General features: G+C 34.8%; 19 protein-coding genes. 12 read left to right on the top strand and 7 right to left on the bottom strand.

What is annotated here, in order from left to right; translation table 11 throughout:
• Window position 1: 1 nt before the first annotated feature.
• The 4 genes from KF896_16270 to KF896_16255 are packed head-to-tail and all read left to right on the top strand — an operon-like array spanning window position 2 to window position 4,435.
• Complete coding sequence (locus KF896_16270; GenBank protein ID MBX3045270.1) at window positions 2–745, top strand: metal ABC transporter ATP-binding protein; 744 nt, start codon at window positions 2–4, stop codon at window positions 743–745.
• On the top strand, window positions 738–1,901 hold the full coding sequence (locus tag KF896_16265; GenBank protein ID MBX3045269.1) for a metal ABC transporter permease: 1,164 nt from the start codon (window positions 738–740) through the stop codon (window positions 1,899–1,901). Before KF896_16270 ends, KF896_16265 begins: the two co-directional genes overlap by 8 nt.
• Entirely contained in the window at window positions 1,894–2,985 is a 1,092-nt protein-coding gene (locus KF896_16260; protein MBX3045268.1) for a metal ABC transporter permease, read from the top strand. Before KF896_16265 ends, KF896_16260 begins: the two co-directional genes overlap by 8 nt.
• A 34-nt stretch (window positions 2,986–3,019) precedes the next feature.
• Entirely contained in the window at window positions 3,020–4,435 is a 1,416-nt protein-coding gene (locus KF896_16255; GenBank protein ID MBX3045267.1) for an aspartate aminotransferase family protein, read from the top strand.
• 92 nt (window positions 4,436–4,527) lie between these two features.
• Here KF896_16255 and KF896_16250 read toward each other — a convergent pair whose 3' ends face one another.
• Together KF896_16250 and KF896_16245 are read right to left on the bottom strand one after the other, a co-directional pair.
• Window positions 4,528–4,905 (bottom strand): NifB/NifX family molybdenum-iron cluster-binding protein, encoded by a 378-nt coding sequence (locus tag KF896_16250; protein ID MBX3045266.1) that lies wholly within the window; start codon window positions 4,903–4,905, stop codon window positions 4,528–4,530.
• A 47-nt stretch (window positions 4,906–4,952) separates the two neighbouring features.
• The gene (locus KF896_16245; protein ID MBX3045265.1) at window positions 4,953–5,306 is read right to left on the bottom strand and encodes a DUF134 domain-containing protein; all 354 of its coding nucleotides are present in this window, start codon (window positions 5,304–5,306) and stop codon (window positions 4,953–4,955) included.
• A gap of 208 nt (window positions 5,307–5,514) precedes the next feature.
• Between KF896_16245 and KF896_16240 the strand changes: the two genes are divergently transcribed.
• The gene (locus KF896_16240) at window positions 5,515–6,726 is read left to right on the top strand and encodes a hypothetical protein (GenBank protein MBX3045264.1); all 1,212 of its coding nucleotides are present in this window, start codon (window positions 5,515–5,517) and stop codon (window positions 6,724–6,726) included.
• 66 nt (window positions 6,727–6,792) lie between these two features.
• On the opposite strand, the gene KF896_16235 is transcribed toward KF896_16240, so the two are convergent.
• A complete protein-coding gene (locus tag KF896_16235; protein ID MBX3045263.1) occupies window positions 6,793–7,260 on the bottom strand; it encodes a response regulator in 468 nt (155 codons plus the stop codon).
• Between the two features lie 139 nt (window positions 7,261–7,399).
• Entirely contained in the window at window positions 7,400–9,121 is a 1,722-nt protein-coding gene (locus KF896_16230) for a glutamine--tRNA ligase/YqeY domain fusion protein (protein MBX3045262.1), read from the bottom strand.
• 268 nt (window positions 9,122–9,389) lie between these two features.
• On the opposite strand from KF896_16230, the gene KF896_16225 reads away from it, so the two are divergent.
• On the top strand, window positions 9,390–11,804 hold the full coding sequence (locus KF896_16225) for a M1 family metallopeptidase (protein MBX3045261.1): 2,415 nt from the start codon (window positions 9,390–9,392) through the stop codon (window positions 11,802–11,804).
• Window positions 11,805–11,888: 84 nt separating this feature from the next.
• On the opposite strand, the gene KF896_16220 is transcribed toward KF896_16225, so the two are convergent.
• The 3 genes from KF896_16220 to KF896_16210 all read right to left on the bottom strand — a co-directional run bounded on the left by KF896_16220 (window position 11,889) and on the right by KF896_16210 (window position 16,739).
• Window positions 11,889–14,084, bottom strand: a complete 2,196-nt coding sequence (locus KF896_16220) for a peptidylprolyl isomerase (GenBank protein ID MBX3045260.1) — start codon at window positions 14,082–14,084, stop codon at window positions 11,889–11,891.
• A 218-nt stretch (window positions 14,085–14,302) separates the two neighbouring features.
• Complete coding sequence (locus KF896_16215; GenBank protein MBX3045259.1) at window positions 14,303–15,031, bottom strand: hypothetical protein; 729 nt, start codon at window positions 15,029–15,031, stop codon at window positions 14,303–14,305.
• A 136-nt stretch (window positions 15,032–15,167) separates the two neighbouring features.
• Window positions 15,168–16,739 (bottom strand): 30S ribosomal protein S1, encoded by a 1,572-nt coding sequence (locus KF896_16210; GenBank protein ID MBX3045258.1) that lies wholly within the window; start codon window positions 16,737–16,739, stop codon window positions 15,168–15,170.
• A 348-nt stretch (window positions 16,740–17,087) separates the two neighbouring features.
• Here KF896_16210 and KF896_16205 point away from each other — a divergent pair, with 348 nt between their 5' ends.
• The 6 genes from KF896_16205 to KF896_16180 all read left to right on the top strand — a co-directional run bounded on the left by KF896_16205 (window position 17,088) and on the right by KF896_16180 (window position 22,056).
• On the top strand, window positions 17,088–19,286 hold the full coding sequence (locus KF896_16205) for a sodium-translocating pyrophosphatase (GenBank protein MBX3045257.1): 2,199 nt from the start codon (window positions 17,088–17,090) through the stop codon (window positions 19,284–19,286).
• A gap of 537 nt (window positions 19,287–19,823) precedes the next feature.
• Window positions 19,824–20,006 carry a hypothetical protein gene (locus KF896_16200; GenBank protein MBX3045256.1) on the top strand — a complete coding sequence of 61 codons (183 nt, stop codon included), beginning with the start codon at window positions 19,824–19,826 and terminating at the stop codon, window positions 20,004–20,006.
• A gap of 4 nt (window positions 20,007–20,010) precedes the next feature.
• Window positions 20,011–20,244 carry a DUF2283 domain-containing protein gene (locus tag KF896_16195; GenBank protein ID MBX3045255.1) on the top strand — a complete coding sequence of 78 codons (234 nt, stop codon included), beginning with the start codon at window positions 20,011–20,013 and terminating at the stop codon, window positions 20,242–20,244.
• Window positions 20,245–20,393: 149 nt separating this feature from the next.
• Window positions 20,394–20,603 (top strand): HEPN domain-containing protein, encoded by a 210-nt coding sequence (locus KF896_16190; protein MBX3045254.1) that lies wholly within the window; start codon window positions 20,394–20,396, stop codon window positions 20,601–20,603.
• Window positions 20,604–20,755: 152 nt separating this feature from the next.
• Window positions 20,756–21,019, top strand: a complete 264-nt coding sequence (locus KF896_16185; GenBank protein ID MBX3045253.1) for a hypothetical protein — start codon at window positions 20,756–20,758, stop codon at window positions 21,017–21,019.
• 323 nt (window positions 21,020–21,342) lie between these two features.
• On the top strand, window positions 21,343–22,056 hold the full coding sequence (locus KF896_16180; protein MBX3045252.1) for a hypothetical protein: 714 nt from the start codon (window positions 21,343–21,345) through the stop codon (window positions 22,054–22,056).
• The last annotated feature ends 31 nt before the right edge of the window (window positions 22,057–22,087 follow it).

The raw sequence follows: 22,087 nt of genomic DNA, 5'->3' as shown, positions 1-22,087 counted from the left end.
TATGAGCAATTTAGCCCTCGAAATCAATGACTTAACAGTTGCTTACCGTGAAACTCCTGTTCTTTGGGATATAGACCTCGAAGTCCCTCAGGGAGTACTTATGGCAATAGTTGGTCCTAACGGTGCCGGAAAAAGCACACTTATCAAATCAGTTCTGGGACTTGTAAAAGCAGTTGCAGGTAATGTCAAAATATTTGGGCAAGATTACAAATCTCAGAGGAAAAGAGTAGGATATGTACCTCAGCGAACTTCAGTTGACTGGGACTTTCCAACCACTGTACTTGATGTAGTTATGATGGGAACTTACGGAAAATTAGGCTGGATAAAAAGACCCGGCTTAAATGAAAAAGCCGCTGCTCTTGACGCTTTGCAAAGGGTCGGAATGGAAGAATTGTCAAACAGACAAATCAACGAACTCAGCGGTGGGCAGCAACAAAGGACTTTTTTGGCGAGAGCTTTAGTCCAGAATGCCGATATTTATTTTATGGATGAGCCATTTGCAGGAGTTGATGCCAAAACCGAAAAAGCGATTATACAAATTCTCAAAGAACTTCGCAACAAAGGAAAAACTATAATTGCGGTGCATCACGAGCTTATGACAGTAAAAGACTATTTCGATTATTTAGCATTAATTAATGTAAAAATAATTGCATCAGGCAAGGTTGATGAAATCTTTCAGCCTGAAATTATTCGTGAAACTTATGGAGGTCATTCAAATATTTTAGATAGCAGGATTTTTGGCTAATATGCTTGAAATAATCGAATATATTATAAATGATTATACTTTGCGAAATGTTGCTCTTGGCTCATCAGTTTTAGGAATTGTTGCGGGCGCACTTGGTTCATTTGCATTTTTGAGAAAAGAAAGTCTTATGGGTGATGTTGTAGCACATTCTGCACTGCTCGGCATTACAGGCATTTTCCTGCTGATTTATGCACTTACTGGCATTGGTACAAGATCTGAATCACTTCTGATGTTGGGTGCTGTAATAGCAGGACTTGTAGCGATGGTCTTTGTTGCTAATATCACATCATCTTCCAGAATAAAAAGCGATAGTGCTATGGGCATAATGTTAGCCATATTCTTTGGTGGAGGTATGTTCCTGCTTACAATGATTCAACAAAGCACTATGCCTAACAAAGCAGGACTATCAGGGTATATCTTCGGCTCTGCTGCTACCATTTCACATCAGAATGTTCTGACAATGTCAGTTCTTGGACTCTTCGCCATATTAGTAATGTTGATTTTCTGGAAAGAATTCAAAATTCATACTTTCGATTCAGAATTTGCCCGTACAAATGGTTTTTCTATCAAATTGCTGGATATTCTGATTCTTTCTATGATTGTAATCGCCATTGTTATCGGTCTTCAGGCAGTTGGAGTAATACTGATGGTTGCGATGATTGTAGCACCTGCATCTGCTGCAAGGCAATGGACAAATAAATTGTGGGTTATGGTACTTCTATCGGCATTTATCGGTATGATTTCCGGTTTATCGGGTGCTCTTTCATCAAGCTTGGCAGATAATTTGCCAACAGGACCAATGATTGTACTGGTTGCTACAGCAATTTTTATATTATCAGTATTATTTTCACCCGGAAGAGGAATTCTTTCCGGATTAATCAGAACTTATAAAAAGAAACGAAGAATTGAACTCAGTCTCGTTTTAGCTGATTTATACGCACTTAATCTGAATCATAATCCGGACGAGTCTCCAGGGCATACTGCAAAGGTAATAAATACAATGAATAAAGTCAATTATAACGTAGGGAAATCTTTGCTTTTTTTAGAGAAACAGGGTTTTGTCAGGGCAATTAATGATGATAAATGGATTCTTACCAATGAAGGAAAAATCAGAGCTGAAAAAATTATGACTGAAAGGGGATCGCTGATTGATTGAATTTAATATAATATTAATTTCATCGCTGACTGCTGTAGCTTGCGCAATTGCAGGAGTATTTCTTATACTCAGGCGAATGTCGCTGATGAGTGATGCTATCAGTCATGCAGTTCTTCCCGGTATTATAATTGTTTTCATACTGATTCAGGACAGAACTTCTCCTCTTTTAATTCTTGGAGCCGCTTTAAGTGGACTGGTGTTAGTTTACTTGACAGAGCTTGTTTATAAAACCAAGCTTGTTAAGGAAGATGCCGCCATAGGTCTTGTTTTTCCGGCAATGTTTTCTATAGGTGTGATTCTTATCAGCTTGAATCTTTCAAGTGTTCACTTTCACGAACATTCTGTTTTAGTTGGTGATATAAATCTCTCAGCAATAAACAGATTTGAATTTATGGGTTTTTTAATTCCCAAAAGCGTGCCGGTACTTAGCGGTCTTTTGATTTTAAATATCCTGTTCATTGTCGTATTTTTCAAAGAGTTAAAGCTCACTACTTTTGATGCCGGACTTGCTGCGGCATTTGGATTTAGTCCGGTTCTCATGCACTATTTGTTTATGAGTCTTGTATCAATAACCGCAGTAGGAGCATTCGATACTGCCGGCTCAATTCTTGTAATTGCACTTATGATAGCACCTGCTGCATCTGCTTATTTATTAACAGACAGCTTGAAGTTAATGTTTGTCATCGCCGGGCTGATTGGTGTAATTTCATCAGTGAGCGGTTTTTATTTTTCATACTGGTTAAATTCTACTCCTTCAGGCGGTATTGCTGTAATTACGGGGGTGATATTTCTGCTGTCATATTTGTTTTCACCAAAATATGGTATTGTATTAAAAGCCTTGAAGAGGAGTAAACAAAAAGAGGAATTTTACCGAAAAGTTTTGTTAATTCATTTAGTTAATCATGAGAATACTGATATTTTTGAGTCTGAAAACGAAATATCTGATATTTATAATCATGTTAAATGGGAAAAAGACTTTGCCGATAAAATTGTTAAAACCTGCCTCGAACAAGACTTAATTTTAAATAAAAACGGTTTATTACACGTTACAGAGTCAGGCAGAAAATTTTTGAATGGTGTATAAAAATATTTAATTTAAAATTTTAAATCTCAAAATTATGAATAGTGAAGAATTTAGGAAGTATGGTAGAGAAATAGTTGACTTTATAGCAGATTATTTAGAGAGTAATGAAAAATTTCCTGTTAAATCTCAAGTCAAGCCGGGAGACATTTTCTCACAAATTCCAAATGAGCCACCAAATAATCCTGAACCGTTTGATACCATTTTAAAAGACTTTCAGGATATTATACTTCCCGGGATCACACATTGGCAAAGTCCTAATTTTTATGCTTATTTCAGTTCAAATAACAGTTATGAGTCAATCTTGGGCGATTTAATGTCCTCAGGCTTAGGTGTTCATGCATTTTCATGGGAGACTTCTCCTTCAGCAACAGAACTCGAAGAAGCAATGATGATTTGGCTAAGAAAAGCTATTGGACTTTCTGCAGAATTCACCGGTGTAATCCAGGATACAGCTTCAACTGCAACTCTTTGTTCACTACTTACTGCAAGAGATAAAAGATTACGGGAAAATCCTGCGCTTACTCAATCCGATATCAGTAAATTCAGAATTTATTGCTCTAAGGAGGCACACTCATCAATAGAGCGCGCTGCAATGATCTCCGGAATTGGTTATAATAATTTAATTAGAATTGATGTTGATGAAGCATTTTCATTGAGAATTGACTCACTTGAAAAACAGATTAAATCTGATTTGGCATCAGGTTTAATTCCTTTATGTATAGTTTCTGCTCTTGGCACTACCGGATCTTTGGCAGTTGACCCAATTGGAAATATTTCCGATATTGCAAAAAAATACGGTTTGTGGCATCATATTGATGCTGCGTATTCAGGTAATGCAATGATATTGGATGAATATAAATATTTAGCCGGTGAAGTTAAGAATTGCGATACTTTTGTATTTAATCCTCACAAATGGCTATTTATCAATTTTGATTTCTCAGCTTATTTCGTCAAGGACAAGGCTGCACTAATCAGTACTTTTGAAATTTTACCGGAATATCTCAAAACAAGTCAGGGCTCTCAGGTTAATAATTACCGTGACTGGGGAATTCAACTTGGCAGAAGATTCAGAGCACTTAAGGCATGGTTCGTTCTTCGAGGAATTGGCTTGAATGAATTGAAGTCAAGACTTCGTGAGCATAATCGGCTTGCAAATATAATTTATGAAGAAGTTAAGAAATCTTCTGACTTTGAACTTATGGCGCCTTTATCGTTCAATCTTGTCTGCTTCCGATATAAGCCCGAAGGAATTAATGATGATAATGAACTCAATGTTTTAAATGAAAATATTTTGAACAAAATAAATTCAACAGGTAAAATTTTTCTTACTAAAACAAAATTAGCTGGAAAAACTGCAATACGTATTGTTACAGGAACCTCAAGGGTGAACGAGAATTTTGTACGAGGAGCCTGGGAAATAATTTCTAAAGAAGCAAGAGCTTTCACTTAAAAACAATTAGAAATTGGTATTTGTATAATGATTAATATCAATTTAAGTACTTGCCCAAACTTAATAAATTTGAGCAAGTACTATTTAGAATTTTACTCGTAATTTTCGCAATCGTGCTCTTTACAACCATCCTGTGGATTCAACTCGAAAAGCAGATTCTTTTGAAATTGGTCAATGATGTCATATACATGAAAAAATGTTGTAGAGCGATATACTTTAATTCCTGAAGCAGCTAAATTTCTTAGTGCCTTTGCTCCCATACCGCCTACAATTACTGCAGTAACCTCATGTTCTTTCATTGTGTCAGCCGGGCTGCACATACCTTTTTGATGAAATTCATCATTATTTTTTATTGAGTATAGTTCTTTGCTTGCCAAGTCATAAATCATGAAATATGGCGAACTTCCAAAATGACCATAAGCAACAGAATCAATACCTTCGTCCTTAGCTGTTGGGATACAAATTTTCATCTCAAACCTCAACTATATATTATTAATACAGTGCCTTGTTTGGCACATTATTTATTTGAATTCATATTATTGGATTTACAATCTTCACAGTGATAATCACTAATTTCATGAGATAATTCAATATTACCTCCTCTGATTGTTAATGATTTGTGATTAATTATAAAATCTGCTATTTTTTTTCGTGCTGAATTTAGAATATTACCAAAAGTTTGTCGTGAGACATGCATTTCGTTTGCGGCGTCCTGATGATATTTTTCCTCTAAGTCTGCAAGTCTGATTGCTTCAAGTTCATCCAGCCCCAATGATATTATCTCTAAATCTATCATTTTAATTCCCACTGGCTTAAAGGTAAAACCATGGTGAGGTGCTGATACAATTCGGCTTTTTTCAGGTCTCGGCATTATTTTCTCAAATTTATTGCTAAAATCATTATTGGCATAAGCCATTTATTCAAAAATATTAAAAATATTTCAATTCTGCAAGTTTAAATTGAAAGTTATTATAATAATTTTAAATATTATAAACTTTGATGGCTTTCATTCGTCATTATATTGTGTTAAATTTACAATGTATGTTATTATGAAGAGCTTTTTGACCTTTTTATTATTTATGTTATCAGTAAGTTTCGTAAACTCTCAGGATATATGCAGGGATTTTCGTATTTATAACGGCGAGGAACCACTATATAATTTTGGAATGGATACTACTTTCAATTGGTGGGCAATAACAACTCCGACAACCGACAGACAGAGACTTATTGTCAATGGAGAAGAAAGTCATATATACAATTCAGTTTCTCCACCTGTTTTTTCTTATGATGGTTTGAGCTGGGCAACATTTGCTATTGATCAGGGTGTTACAACTTTACTTATGCGAGATACAGCAATATTTCTATTTGCATCCGAACCGGGTAGTATATTATATTCAAGTATGACAAATCAGCTTGTTTACACATATTTGAAAGGCGACATCGAATATGCAGTAATGCCCGGGAAGACAATTGATATGCTTAATAAATCCGGTCCTCTGGTTATAAATCAAAATGCAACGCGATTTGCATATCCTGTCAAACGGGGCTCTTCATTTTCAATGATGATAAACGGACGCGAGACAACAGTTTTTGACAGAATAATGCCTGTTGGCTTTAACATAGAAAATAAATTCGTGTATGCGGCTTATGGTGGAAATGGTTGGCAGATTTATGAAGATGAAAGAACAGTATCTGAAATTTATCCTGATTTATATGAATTTGCTATTAACAGAGAAGGCACTGTGTATGCATTCACAGTAAGATCATTTAATGGTAGGCATCAAACTTTGACTTTCTCGAGTGAATATTATGAGCCCGTAATAAGCAAGCAGTATGAAATGGTAAATAATCTTGTGCTTCATCCATATTTGGCTCTGACAGGATTTAGTGCTGTTTTTCAAACAATTAGATATGTGGGTTTGAATTCAGCCGAGTATTTTGCAGGTGTACAACCCGGACCACCAAGATTTTCATGGGATGGTGAAGAGCTTTATTTTATGAGTTGTGACCTGGATTGTTTTGTCAATATTAATGGCAGACGATTCAATATGAAAATCAGATTAGAACCCGGAAATATGATAGCTCTGGCTCCAGGAACAAGGACAGTAGCATATTCAACAAGTACATCTCTAATGGTATATTTTCTTGAGACAGGTATGATTCACTCAGGTATGATGGCTGACTATGTGTCTCAGCCACGCTTTAACAGGTTTGATAACAGGTATGAAGCTTTGGGTGTTATCGGCAGCAGATTGTATCTGCTAACATGCGCACCTCCAAAAAAATATTAAAAAAGTCTGAATTTGAATGCTTATCAAAACATTAAATTCAGACAAATTTTTTTTTAAAAATAATTACTAAATTATTTCCTGTTGAAGGTCATCAACAGTAATTTCACCATCAACAGCCTTCTTAATAAGTTGCTCAAAGTGACTCGCCCTTCTGGAATTTATGTTCAAATTACTGAGCATTTTAACTTTGGCTATAAGAAGTTTCTCTTCAATCGGCTTGCTAAGGAAGTCATCAGCGCCTGCATCAATAGATTTCAGCTGATTTGGAACATCATTCAGAGCTGTAACAATTACAACAGGAATATGTGCTGTTTCAGGATTATCTTTCAATCTCTTAACAGTTTCATAACCGTCCATACGCGGCATCATTACATCTAATACAATTGCATCAGGATGCTTCTGCTCTACTTTTTCAAGACAATCAACACCGTCATAAGCTTCTATAGCATCGTATCCGTTTGCTTCAAGATATCTTCTTAATAACTTTGTTGTAATTTTATTGTCATCTACCACAAGTATAAATGGTTTGTACATTATTTTCAATCCTGTATAGAGTGTATTTATAAAATAGTCATAATATAGTTCGCAAATATAATAAAAAATATTATTTTAACAAGATTAAAACTTAAAATAGTTTAATTAAATGTAATATATTATGAATTATTAAACTAATCTAATTATCCCGTTTTACAATTTTTGCCCAAGTATCCTTAAGAGTTACAGTACGATTGAAAACTTTCTTGTCGGATGTTGAATCTTTATCTACTGCAAAATATCCTATCCTTTCGAACTGAAATTTCTCGCCAATTCCGGCATTTTGGAGAGATGGTTCGAGTTTAGCATTTTCAATAACCTTGAGTGAATCAGGATTCAGATAATCGAGAAAAGTTTTGCCTCCTTCAGTATCATTAGGATTTTCTTTGTTAAAAAGCTGCTCATAAATTCTGACTTCCGCATCAATTGCATTACTTGCCGAAACCCAGTGAATCGTTGATTTCACCTTTCTTCCATCTGCCGGATTTCCGCTTTTAGTTTCGGGGAAATAAGTACATCTAAGCTCTGAGATATTGCCTTCAGCATCTTTTAGAAGCTCGTCACAGCGAATGATATATGCATAGCGAAGTCTTACTTCACTTCCGGGTGAAAGTCTGAAAAACTTCTTTGGAGGATCTTCCATGAAGTCGTCATGCTCAATATATAATTCGCGTGTAAATGGTAACTGACGGGAACCCTGAGATTCATCTTCAGGATTGTTTACAGCCGGCATTTGTTCTGTAACGTCTTCAGGAAAATTTGTAATTACAATTTTCAGAGGATTAAGAACTGCCATTACTCTTGGTGCAATTTTATTCAAATGATCACGAATCGAAAATTCGAGCTGACCAAATTCCACAGTACTTTCACTTTTTGCAACACCAATCATATCAGCAAAATTTCTGAGTGATTCAGGGGTGTAACCTCTTCTTCTCAAACCGCTTATAGTTGGCATTCTTGGGTCATCCCAGCCACTGACATACTTCTCCTGAACAAGCTGAAGTAATCTCCTCTTGCTCATCACTGTATAGCTGAGATTAAGCCGTGCAAATTCAATTTGTTGGGGATGATACAAATCAAGCTCATCAAGAAACCAGTCATATAGCGGGCGGTTATTCTCAAACTCAAGTGTGCAGAGTGAGTGCGTAATTTTCTCGATAGAGTCCGATATGCAGTGTGTGAAATCATACATCGGGTAGATGCACCATTTATCACCCGTTCGATGATGATGGGCTCTGCGTATTCTATAAATAACAGGGTCTCGCATGTTAATATTCGGATGTGACATATCAATTTTTGCTCTCAACACCTTCGAACCGTCAGGATATTCACCATTTCTCATTCGTATAAAAATATCAAGATTTTCTTCTATCGGTCTGTCTCTGTAAGGGCTGTTCATACCTGGCTCAGTTAAAGTCCCGCGATGGTCTCTCATCTCTTCAGGTGTAAGTTCGCAAACAAACGCTTTGCCATTTTTAATTAGTTGACAAGCCAAATCAAAAAGTCTCTCGAAATAATCTGATGCATAGTAAAGCCGGTCTTCCCACTCAAAACCAAGCCACCTAACATCTTCCATTATTGATTCGACATATTCAGTATCTTCTTTAACAGGATTTGTATCGTCAAATCTCAGGTTTGTAAGACCACCAAATTCCTGAGCCATTCCAAAATTCAGGCAAATTGATTTTGCGTGTCCTATATGTAAATATCCGTTGGGTTCTGGAGGGAATCTTGTATGAACACGGTTATCCCATTTTCCGGTTCTGTTATCTTCAATTATTATGTTTCTTATGAAATTAGCAGCTGATTTTCTGTCTTTTTCTGCCGGTTTTTCTACTTGAGTTGTATCGTTCTTATCCATTCAGGGATAATCCTCAAAAAGTATGTTAATAAAGAGTATAGAAACGTATTTAAAGTAAAAATATTTATTTTTTTTAAGACATGAGAGTGCAATTGAATTAGTTATATAGTTAATCTGTATTAATCAAATATAAATAATTGTTTTGGCATATTATTTAATAAAATCAAAATTCTTAATATTATTGATATTAATATTGATAGATAATAGTATAATTACTGAGTTTTTATTACTTTTAAAGTTTGTTTAATTCAAATTTTAAAATATTTATATGAAAACGACCATAGTTATATTAATAGCTTATCTTCAACTAATGAACTCTTTGTTATCACAGGATAAGCTCAGCTCTTATCTTGATGACCCTCTCAAGCAGCCTGTTGATATGGTAATTGATGTTGAGCATATTAAGCTTAATCTTGAGATAGACCCATATAAGCAAATCATCAAAGGTAAGCAGGAGATGAAATTCCGAACATTAAGATTTGGTGTGGATTCGCTTGTTTTTTATGCTTCAGAAATGAAGTTTGATAAAGTATCCATTGATGGAGTGAGTGCAGATTTTCTTAATCAGGGCAATGATATTGTTGTATATAATAGTGCCTTTCTTGAACACAATAAAGAATACATTATGACGATCGAGTTTACCGGAAATCCTACTTGGGGATTATATTTTTCAGGTTGGAATGACATAAGCGGTAAGCATCGAAAACAAATATTTGCTCATAGCCCACAAGGCTGGATGCCGTTTATTAATCAAAAGCACGATTTACTTACAACAGAAGTAATTGTCAAATTCGATTCCAAGTATAAAGTCTTTTCCAATGGCGACAGAGTATCAGTCAATGATAATGGCGACGGCACGAGGACCTGGCACTACCTGATGGAAAAACCACATGTGATATATTTAGTATGTCTTGGTATTGGTGATTGGGACTACAAAGAAACTAAATCTTCCGGCGGTACGCCAATGGAATTATGGTATTATCCCGATCTGCCTCATCATTATGAACCTACTTATGCACACTCGGAATATATGATTGATTTTTTTGAAAAGGAAATAGGAATCAAATATCCTTACAGCGTTTATCGGCAGGCACCTATGGTTAACTATATGTACGGGGGTATGGAAACAACCACCGCAACAGTATTTGGAGATTATATGCACATACCTTCAAGAGCATGGTGGATGAGAAATTATGTTAACGTGAATTCCCACGAACTCAACCATCAGTGGTTCGGCAATCTGGTTTCGCATTTAAACAATCGCCATACATGGCTTACAGAAAGCTTTGCTACGCATTATGCTAAAGTATTCGAGCGTGATCTGTATGGTGAGGATTATTATCAGTGGGAGCGGGATAAAGAGCTTGTAAGGACATTTAATGCCGCTAAGGTCAATAATAATCCTGTAGCACATTCTTACGCAGGAACTGACAGGTGGTATCCAAAGGGCTCGCTTGTGCTGGATATGATGCGTGATGTAATGAGTGATTCATTATTTCGCCATGCAATTAAGTATTACACAGAAAATAATTCGTTCAAAGTAGTTGAAACTTACGACCTCAAGAAAGCAATACGTGAATCAACAGGAATATCGCTTGATTGGTTCTTTGACCAATGGATTTTACGTGGTGGTGAGCCACATTTTAAATTATCATATGATTATATGCAAAATTCAGGTGGTGAGAACGAAGTACTGATTTATGTAGATCAAATTCATAAAGTTGATAATCTCATAGGTTACTTTCGGGTGCCTGCGAGCGTTCATGTTTACTACAAAGATGGCTCGGTTGACTCAATAAGGCAATGGATTGACGGGCAACGTTCAGTAATTAAAGTGCCAAATTTTTCGGGAGCTGATATAGATTTTGTTATTTTCGACCCAAATAGAAAGATTATTAAAAAAGTTTCGTTCAATCGCTCTTACAAAGAATCATCAGCTCAAGCTGAAAAAGCAAAAAATATGATTGACCGCTATGATGCATTGCTGGAATTACGTAATTTCCCGATTGATGAAAAGCGAGCATCGCTTCATAAAATTTTTAGTAAAGAAAAATTTCATCTGACTAAAAGTGAAATTATTAGGCAGCTTGCTTATGATGATAAGTCTATTAATCTGATGAAAACTGCTATCAGCGATAATGATGTCTGGGTTCGCAGAGCTGTTTTGGAAAGTCTTACTCTTGTACCTGAGCAATTAAAAAATGATTATGAGAAAATGCTCAAGGATACTTGTTTCATTAATACTGAGCTTGCTCTTAGAAATTTATCGGCATCATTTCCAAATCAGGACTATCTTGAAATAACAAAAGATGAAATTGGATGGAGAGGCAGAAATATCCGTATGGCATGGCTTGAAATTGCATTGAGTAAATCAACTTCAGACACTGAATTATTGAATGAACTCTATGAATATACTACTCAAAGTTATGAATTTGAAACCCGTATAAATGCATTCATAGTACTAAAAAACCTGAGTATCATCAATTCGCAAATAGTAAAAAATGCACTTGATGCATACTTGCACTGGAATTTTAAATTACGTGACGGAGCTTTTGCATATTTGAATTTCGTTTTTCAAACATTAGCCGGCAAGACAATAATTGAAGAAGAAATAGCTATATTAAAGCCTCTACCAAATCAAGTTTCAAGCATAAATTCACTCAAAGAAAGATTGAAAAAGTAAATAAAAAAAGGGCTGTCTGAAGTAATTCATACAGCCTCTTTTAAGTGAGTGTTTAAAACCTGAAAAAATCAGATTTATTAAATCTTAATATTCTTTGTAAAACATACTGCGTTTGTCTTTAATCTTAGCTGTTTCCTTGATATTTTGGAACCATTGAAAGAAAGCGGAGCCCTTTGATTGCTGAGTAAGCTGAAGCATATAGTCATTTAATTCTTCTTTAATTTTCTCTTCAGCAGGGAAGTTCCTGTTTTTAACTTCAACGATATAATAGGCATTCTCACCTTTAAATGGTTCGTTTATCTTATTTTCAGGTAAACTAAATACTTTAGGGCTGAAAACAGCATCGCTACCTACTCCGGGCACTGATGGAGATGGCTTGAACATAGGTAAATCCATAACCTTGTCAGCAAGCTCCGGCATCATTTCAGCAACACTATCCAAAGAGCCGGCAACTGAAACCTGGCTGTAAAGCTGTTGTGATTTTTCTTTTGCCATTTCGAGCAACCTTTTCTTTCCAAGTCGCTGTGAAATTTCAGTTCTTACGTCATCGAGCGGTTTGAAACCTGTTTCTTTGACATCATTAAGAACTGCTACAACAACTCCGTAACGCTCTAATTCGAGGGGTTCGAGGACATCACCTAATTTGAGTTTAAAACTATGGTCAACAATATATCTTGAACCTAAAATAGATTTGCCGGTTTCGAAGAAGGGTGAAAGCTGAGGAGAAAGTCCAAGTCTCGCCACTACTGTATCGAACGGAGTGCCTTCCTGAACTTGCTTTTGGATAGATATCGCATCACGAATGATTTTATTCTTAGATGCAGTGCTCATAAGCGGTGAAAGTCTGATTTCAGAATATTTTAAATCTTCACTTCTTTTATCTTCGATATAAATCAAATGAAAACCGAAATCAGATTTGATTGGACCTAAAATATCCCCAACTTTTCCGGCAAAAGCAGCACTGTCAAAAGCAGGTACCATCATGCCTCTGCCAAAGTATCCAAGATCTCCTCCTTTAGGAGCAGAACCATTGTCTTCTGAGTGTGTTGTAGCTAAAATTGCAAAGGGTTCTTTATCCACTTTTGCCTTTTTGAGAACTTTTAGTGCTTCATTCCTTGCACTATCGGTGTTAATACCTTCACCTGTACGGAAAAGTATATGGCTTGCCTTGACCATTTCATTCTCGCCCATACGTCTGTCATCAACTCTGAAGAAATATGTACCATCAGGTCTTTGGATTGGTCCTGCGATTTTTTTATTTCCCAAAATTGCTAAATATTGATATACATTCGGGTCAATATCCTGAACCATCTTGTATTCATTATTGATACCGCCGTATTTACTTAAATATAAATCAAAAATGCTGTCACGGGAATCATCATCTTCAACACTTTCAAGGTCGTCAAGAATGTTTGTAACTCTTTGTATATATTTAGAGCTGTCATCGCTTGAAGGCAGCATATTAAATGTAACATATTTTAATCTTCTTTGAGCTTTTTGCTTGAAAAGATGCTTGTTTTCATTATAAAATTTTTCAATATCTTCTTTTTTAATTTCCATTGCTTCTTGCGGAACATCTTTTGTAGTAACTGCAATGAATTTAATATCAGCTATACTATTTTCTTCTGTATATTTCAATTTTGCAAATGCAGGCGATATAAATCCTGTTGCAGTTCCGACAGCACTTTGTAATTCGTTGGTAGCAAGATTCTGACGTAAATATTTTTCGATATTCATTAAGTCTTTTCTGAAATTATTAACAGCAGCTTCGCGCTCTTCAATAGGAATCTGAGATGGGTCAGCACCTAGATAATTAACATAGCTCTGAGGGCTTGTAATTAATTCTACATATACATCACGCATAAAATTTCCGGCTGAATCTCTGAACATATTTGCTAGATAATCTGGCGGATTGTCAAGCATTTGCTCTCGAACCTGAGCATCTGAAATTGTTATTCCATATTTATCCATTTGCTGCCGAAGTAGAATCTCGTCAACCATCTGGTCCCAAACTCTTTGTCTGATAGTCTTATCGTCAGTTACATCCTGATTCTGGCGTTTCATGTTTTCGATTTCATCACGAACACGTGTTTCATAATCAACATAGAGAATTTCGTCTCCATTAATCTCTGCCAAAACCTGTGATGTAGGACTTCCCGAAGAACCTCTAAGTCCTTCGATAACAGTTGGGTCACCAATTGTAAAAAATGCTACTAACAGTACTGCAAAAATTCCAAACACATAAGGTGAAACTCTTCTAATCTGTTGCAAAGTTCCCATTCTTTAGAATACTCCTAATATTTGCTTTTAATAATGTTCTTTTTTCAAATGCGAAATAATTCAAGCTACAAAATTAACTGTTTATTTATTAATATGCAATTATTTTTACTAACTATATGATAATTATAAAAATAGAGCTGTTGAAAACTCGATATTTTTTTACATTTTTCACTTTAGTAACAAAAGTAAATAATTTTCATACCGGGATTTTTGTAAAATTATTTTATAACAATTCTTTTTCTGATATATTTTTCATTGCCAATTCGAACTTCTGCGATATAATCGCCGGCTGGCATAACCTTTCCTTCCTGATTTCTACCATTCCAGGTAAGGGTATAACTGCCGGGTGTTTGAAGTCCGTTAAACAAGGTGGCAACAACTACTGACCTGATTGAATATATAACCACTTCGACATTGGTTGAATAGTCAATCGAATACTGAATTTTTGGCGAAACATCCTCCACAAGTCCGAAAAATGAGAGTATTTCCTGCAAATCAAATCTATTCATAAAAGGATCATAAGTCCGTACAAAAGGTACTTCGAAGGCGCTCATCTTCATAATTTCACGGTGAACCATTTCGACAGGTGAAGGATTATAGAACTCCGGCGGTATATTTCTTACATTTTGAAGTGCAATTTGCCAAGGCGTTCCTTCAGCAATTCTCTTTTCGAAATTCCATATATCATCTGTAAAAGTGAGATTATTCATTAATATTACATTGACCGGAAGTTGAAGATTTACAATTCTATAAAATGCACTATCCTGCTCAGGTAAATAAGTTTCCTGTCCACTGGGGAGCTCGCTTTCGGAAAGCTTTTGGTTTAGGGCTGCTTCCTGCATTATTTGCAAGGGGGTTTTGGGTTCTGATTTTTTTAATATTGTACTTGTATTGTTGGAATCCAATCTGCTATATGCTGAAGCTTGGCTTAAAAAAACCGTTAACATTAAAAAAGTAAATATGTAAATTATTTTATGCATAGTTGATTTTTTTTTAAGATATTCATCTGTTAAAATTTAAAAAAACCGATATTAAATAATTAATATCGGTTTTGCAAAGAAAAAATTTTAAAATAAAATACTTTTATCTGTTAAGTAAGTTATCTTTAGCATTATCCGACAATAAATCAAGCATTGTAAATGCAGATGGTTCTGCAGCAGTAGAAGTAGAAGCTGGTGCTTCTTCTTTCTTTTCTTTCCTTTCACGGCGTTTGCCGTCGAATTTGCCCTGCTCTTTAGGTTGAGAATCGGGTTTGTTTTTGAAAGGTGGAACAACAATCATTGATTCTTTTTCAAGGTCTATGCTGTCAATCATAATTTCAACTATGTTTCCTTCAACAGCAGAATCCTTTGGAAGAAATCTCATTTTGCTGTGTGGCATAAATGCATCTATTTCATCATTTATATTTATGATGCAACCTTGAGGTGCAATTTGCTTGATTTTACCGGTAGTTTCTGATTTAACGGGATATTTATCAGAAAATGTACTCCAAGGATTTTCAGTCAAACGTTTGATACTAAGATTCATATTCTGCTTTTCTTCGTTAACTGAAATCACGTAAACATCAATTTCCTGCTTTGGTTGAACCATTTCTTTTGGATGTTTAATTCTCAAAGTCCATGATAGTTCGCTTACTTTTATGAATCCTTCGACACCTTCTTTAACTTCGCAATGAACACCATATTCATATACTCTGGAAACAACAGCTTTAACAATTGAACCGGCTGGAAATTCTTCAGAAATACCTTTCCATGGCGATTCTTCGAATTCTTTAAGACTAAGTCCGATGCGTTTTTGTTTCTTGTTAACTTCGACAATTTTAGCTTTAACAATTTGGCCTTTTGTAAATTTTGTGCTCAAATCATCAACTCTGTGGTATGAAACTCTCGAAATGTGAAGCAAGCCCTCTACACCGTAAACATCAATAAATACTCCAAATGAAGCAATTGATGTTACTGGTCCTTCAATTACATCACCTACTTTGAGTGAATCCCAGAAATTTTCCTCAAGAATTTGCTTACGACTAACTATAACAGTCAAACGCTTGACATCATCCTTTTGTAATTCATGAATTTTTACTGCAAAAGTTTTTCCGTTTGCTTCCTGTAATGACTGTTCGCTTGGACTTCTTTTCAAATCAAAATGTGAAGCAGGAAGAAACATTGGAAGGTCCTGATATTTAACTCTCAAGCCACCACGAATTCTATCTGTTACAACAACTTCTATAGTTTCACTTCTATCTTTTATTCCAAGCAACTCCTGAAACACAGCTTCAAAACGCTCATTCTGGAGTGCTTTTTCTTTTGCTTTTCTTTCTTTTTCTTCTTGTGTTTCTGCAGTCACCGTTATCTTGGCAGGTGCTTCCTGAACTGGCAATTCCTGAGATGTAGCTTCTGCAACCGGAGCGGGAGCTGCTTCTTTTGCAGGCTCTGCCACAGGAGATTCCATAATTTCTACAGATTCAGCCGGTTTATCATCATTTGGGACATCATCAGCCGTGACGACTTTTTCCGTTGCTTCTGCCGCTTCAGGCGTCTGCTCTGATAATTCAGTTTGGTTTTCAACATTGTCCGAGATTTCTGAAGTCCCGGTTATCTGGTTTTCTACTGATTCCGTTAGCGGAGTCATCTCGTTTTCAGTGATATTTTCTGTCATTCTATGCACCCATAATGATAAAAAACTGCGTATTTCAAAGTATAAAAATACTTTAGAAATATAATTATTTTAAAAATGTATAAATATAGATTACAAAGATAAGTATTTATTGGTAATTATATTTAAAAAAAATTCTGAAATAGCAGTATTTATTGAAAAATAAATGATTTTAAAAAAAATGCAGATATTTAACAATAATTTATGAATTTCAAAGTTTCATAATAATTTGAAATTTACGACGGAAAATTCTGAAAATTTCCGATTATTAAATTTTGGGATATGCTGATTAATTTTGATCAGTTTAATAATTTCGCATTAGTTTTGTTCATTAATAAATTAAATGTTGGTATGAATAACTTATTACTACTTATTCCTGCAGCCGGTTTGCTTGCTCTGGTTTTTACATTTGTTAGAGCGAGATGGGTTGCCGCACAAGACCCCGGTACTGAAAAAATGCAAAATATTGCAAAATTCATTTCAGATGGTGCAAAAGCGTTTCTAAGTGCCGAATATAAAGTCATTTTAATATTTGCTGTTATTATAGCAGTTTTATTAGGAATTCAGGGTGCTACATCAGCAGATTCATCACCCCTAATAGCTGTTTCTTTTCTTATAGGTGCATTAGCTTCAGGCTTAGCCGGAAATATTGGTATGAATGTAGCAACCAAAGCAAATGTTCGCACTACAAACGCTGCAAGAACCGGACTGAATGCAGCACTTATGGTTGCATTCACAGGTGGATCAGTCATGGGAATGGGTGTAGTAGGACTTGGAGTGCTTGGTCTAAGTTCCTTGTTTATAATCTATGCCCTTATGGAAGGAATATTTACAAGCGGTGATGTTAATGCCGTAAATTTAGTGATTTCTGTACTGACCGGTTTTTCTTTCGGTGCATCATTAATAGCACTTTTTGCACGTGTTGGTGGTGGTATTTATACCAAAGCTGCTGACGTTGGAGCTGACCTTGTTGGCAAAGTTGAGGCGGGTATTCCGGAGGATCATCCTCTCAATCCTGCTACAATTGCAGATAACGTGGGTGATAATGTTGGTGATGTTGCAGGTATGGGTGCTGACCTTTTCGAATCTTTTGTTGGCTCGATTCTCGCTACAATGGTACTTGGCGTTGCATTTTTTAATCTACCGGAGTTCCAGAACACTCCTCTCGGAGGTTTTTCTGGCATTCTTTTACCTCTAATTCTTGCCGCATTTGGTATCATAGTTTCAATTTTCGGAACATTTTTCGTCAAAGTAAAAGAAGGCGGTAATCCTCAAACTGCACTTAACACGGGTACTTTCCTTGCATCTATCTTAATGGTAATATTATCATATTTTGTGATTACCTGGATTCTTCCTTATTCTTGGGTATTTGATGACCCCCTTTATGGTGAAACAAAAACTATTACTTCACTTGGTATTTTCCTTGCAACAATAGTTGGATTGGGCGCTGGTGTGGGTATTGGTCTTATTACTGAATATTACACGGGTCTTGGAAAACCTCCTGTAAGAAAAATTGCTGAGCAGTCAGTAACAGGCTCTGCTACGAATATTATAGCCGGTCTTGGTACAGGTATGATAAGCACTGCAGTTCCGATAATTCTTATTTCAATAGCAATTTTAGTTTCATTCCACTTCGCTAACCTTTATGGTATAGCAATTGCAGCTGTTGGTATGCTGGCTACAACAGGTATTCAGCTTGCAGTTGATGCTTACGGACCTATTTCGGATAATGCCGGTGGTATTGCCGAAATGTCAGAACTACCAAAAGAAGTACGTCAGAGAACAGACAAACTTGATGCAGTTGGAAATTCAACAGCCGCTATTGGAAAGGGATTTGCAATTGGCTCAGCCGCTCTTACTGCACTTGCACTTTTCGGTGCATTTATGACATCAGCAGGAATTAAATCAATTGATATATCAAAAGCCAACGTAATGGTTGGATTGTTCATAGGTGGTGTTTTACCATTTGTGTTCTCTGCAATGGCAATGGGTGCTGTTGGTCGTGCTGCCCGTTCTATGATACAGGAAGTGCGTCGTCAGTTCCTTGAAATTCCAAAATTAAAAGCCGCTCTCGATATTATGCGGAAAAACGATGGTAAAGAAATGACTGTTTGGTCAAAAGAAGATTTAGACGTTTATCATCAAGCTGAAGGGGCTGCTGAATACGCTAAATGCGTTGAAATTTCAACAAAAGCATCAATAAAAGAAATGATGTTACCAGGTCTTCTTGCTGTTCTAAGCCCTGTAGTTATCGGCTTTACATTTGGTGCTGAGACACTCGCAGGCATGCTCGCAGGTGTTACTGTTGTCGGCGTTTTGATGGCAATTTTCCAATCAAATGCAGGTGGCGCATGGGATAACGCTAAGAAAATGTTTGAAGAAGGCGTGAATATTGAAGGTGTTATGCACTACAAAGGCTCAGAAGCACACAAGGCTGCTGTTACAGGAGATACAGTAGGTGACCCGTTCAAAGACACTTCAGGACCATCTATTAATATATTAATCAAACTTATGAGCATAATTGCTCTGGTACTGGCAACTTCGTTGTAATACAGATTATTAGTAGCTTTTATAAGGTGGACTCCAATTTGAAAATGGAGTCCATTTTTTTAAATTTCAACTGATTACAGACAAAGAGAAACAAAAGTAATTGATTTTTAAAGTTTATATATTAGAAATTTGTTTAAAAATACTTGTTGTTACTTGAATTGAATTTTGAATTTTATGGATTAATTATCATGTAAATAGAATTGTTTATTTAGTATATTTGTAAGCGTGGCTTACTTTCGTTCTGTCTTGAAAATCGCAAATTTTAGTCAGTAGAACGGCAGGAAGGCACGCTCCGGAAACGGGGCGATATTAATTTTGTCAGTAGCATCATTTACTTATTTTCCCATCATTTTCTCTGCATACATAAAATAATTCAAAGCAAGTAATATTTTTCAATAATTATTTTTTTATTTAAAAATTTGGAATTATTTTGCAGGTTGAAAATTGAACAATTTAGAAATGAATAATTTTCACAATAAAATGAAGTTTTCAAAGCATTATAATGAATATTCATCCAAGTTAAGAGACTATCTTAGTTTGGAATTATGTGAATTCGCCGTGAATAATTATGTAAAACGTGAAGTACAGGATGATGGAAGAGTAAGATATTGGGCATATATAGAAAAATATAACAAGTACTTGCGTGTCATATTAGAAAAAGATAACGAAACAATTTTAACGGCATTTTTTGACAGAGACTTCGAAAAGAAAGGAAAATAAAATTATGAAATTGAAATATTTGGAAGATACTGATACTTTTTATATGATATTAAGTGATAAATCAAGCATTGAATCTGCTGAAATATCCGATGGGCTCATTGCCGATTTTGATATACAAGGCAATTTAGTCGGTTTTGAAATTTTATCTGCAAAAAGCAAAATTGATTTTAATGATTTATTCCTTGAATCTCTTCCTTTAACAAGTATAAGATTTGCAAACGAAGAGATTGATGTATAATACTAATTGAATTAATTCGCATAAGGTTAATTACAAAACCTTTTGAAAAGGAAGTTGTTAGTGTAAGTTAGAAAAAAAAATGTTTTAAAATATTTGTATGCGTGGCTTATTACGTTTTTTTGATAAAATCATTATATGTATAAGAAGATATGAAAGAATCCTTTAGAAATAGAGCATTGGAAAATATTAGAGCCGCGGAAGTCTTGTTTGAGCAAGAATTTTTCAATGCATCTGCAAATAGGGCTTATTATGCCGCTTTCCATGCGGCTATCTCAGCAATATTATCTATTGGTATTGAACCAAAGATAGAGCATAAACCTGTTCATTCGATATTTACTGAAAATTATTTCAATAGATGAAAAATTATATCGTCTAAATTCAAAGGATATTTAGGAGAATTGCAAAGGAAAAGGAATATTGCGGATTACAAATCAGGGGTTGGTAAAAAAGAAGCAAAGGAACAATTAAATAATGCAAAAGAAATTGTTGAAATAATCTTAGAGGTAATATAATGAGGCTAAATCTAAAGCAAGAACAACTTATAGAAGAATTATTTGCAAAAGTTAAAGCAGTATATCCTGAAATTGTTTTTAAGAATTTGGGAGTATCACCTGATGATCCTGAGCATATTTGGATTAATATAATAGCAGATATGGATGAAGACCGTGAAATTGAAATGACTCATTTTTGTTCTGAACTTGAAATTGATATTTTAATGGATTACGGTTATTCAATTTCAATAATGCCCGAAAATCCACAAAAGGTTTATGCTTAAATTGAGGTTATACTTTAAATAATTAATATTACAATGGCTTAGAGCAATTTGTTCGAAATAGTTGCTTGATATTTTGTAATAATAATACTAATATTGAGGTTGATATTTCTAAATGCTTTAATTATATTAAAAAAGTAAATAATAGAAAAGTAATAATAAAATTATTACTATTACTTTTATTAATTCAATATCCCGCTTAATCAAGTGATTTACTATTCATTTTCAAAAGTAATTTTTTTGCTGAATATAATATTGATAATAACATCAATTCTGAAAGTACTATTTACTCTTTTGATATCGGATTTTCGGGACATAGAAAAGTATTGTCACAGAATAACATTGCATTTTTTAGGAATGTTGACGTACTCAGATTAGGATTAAATCATGGCAATAATGTTAATTCATTTAATTTTAATTTAATTCAATTTGAGGAGTCATTTTTTGAGACAACCCGTAAAGAATACTCATATTTTCATAATTCTTACATATTTTATTCCTTTTATGATTTAATAAATTTGAGAAGAGATGTGCTGTATGACAAGAATTATCAATGGTTTAAAATAGGCTTTGGTTATGGTAAGGATTTAATCAGAAATTTCGAAAATATATTAATTTTTGGATTATATTTTAAAACAGGTTATAGCACTTTGGAATTTAACAATTCAAATATTCCTGCAAACCTAAATATGAATACTGCATTTAATGGTTTAGACTTTGAAATTGGACCAAACATTAGATATCAAACAAGAAATCTGAAGATTAAGCTAAATTCAAACTACAGAACATTATTTTTTTCACAAGGATATAATGCATTAGAAAACAGTATTGAGATAGACTATTCTTTTTTTAAGGAAAGGTTTATGCTATATCCTGTAAGTGCAAAAGACATGAACGGTACAGCAGCTATTCCTGAGTATATTGACATGTTAACATTTACTCTTTTTGGTAATTATAATCATTATTATCTCAATGATCATTTTTTTGATTTTTCAAGGATTGGATTAAAAATTAGAGTTTTCGCTGGATTATTCTTTTGAATCTTATACAGATAATCAGTAGCTTAGTGTT

The sequence above is a fragment of the Ignavibacteriota bacterium genome, from assembly GCA_019637995.1.
Taxonomy (GTDB): Bacteria; Bacteroidota; Ignavibacteria; order Kapaibacteriales; family UBA2268; genus JANJTB01.
The sequence above is the reverse complement of the archived record's forward strand: the minus strand, read 5'-3'. Positions and strand labels throughout refer to the sequence as shown.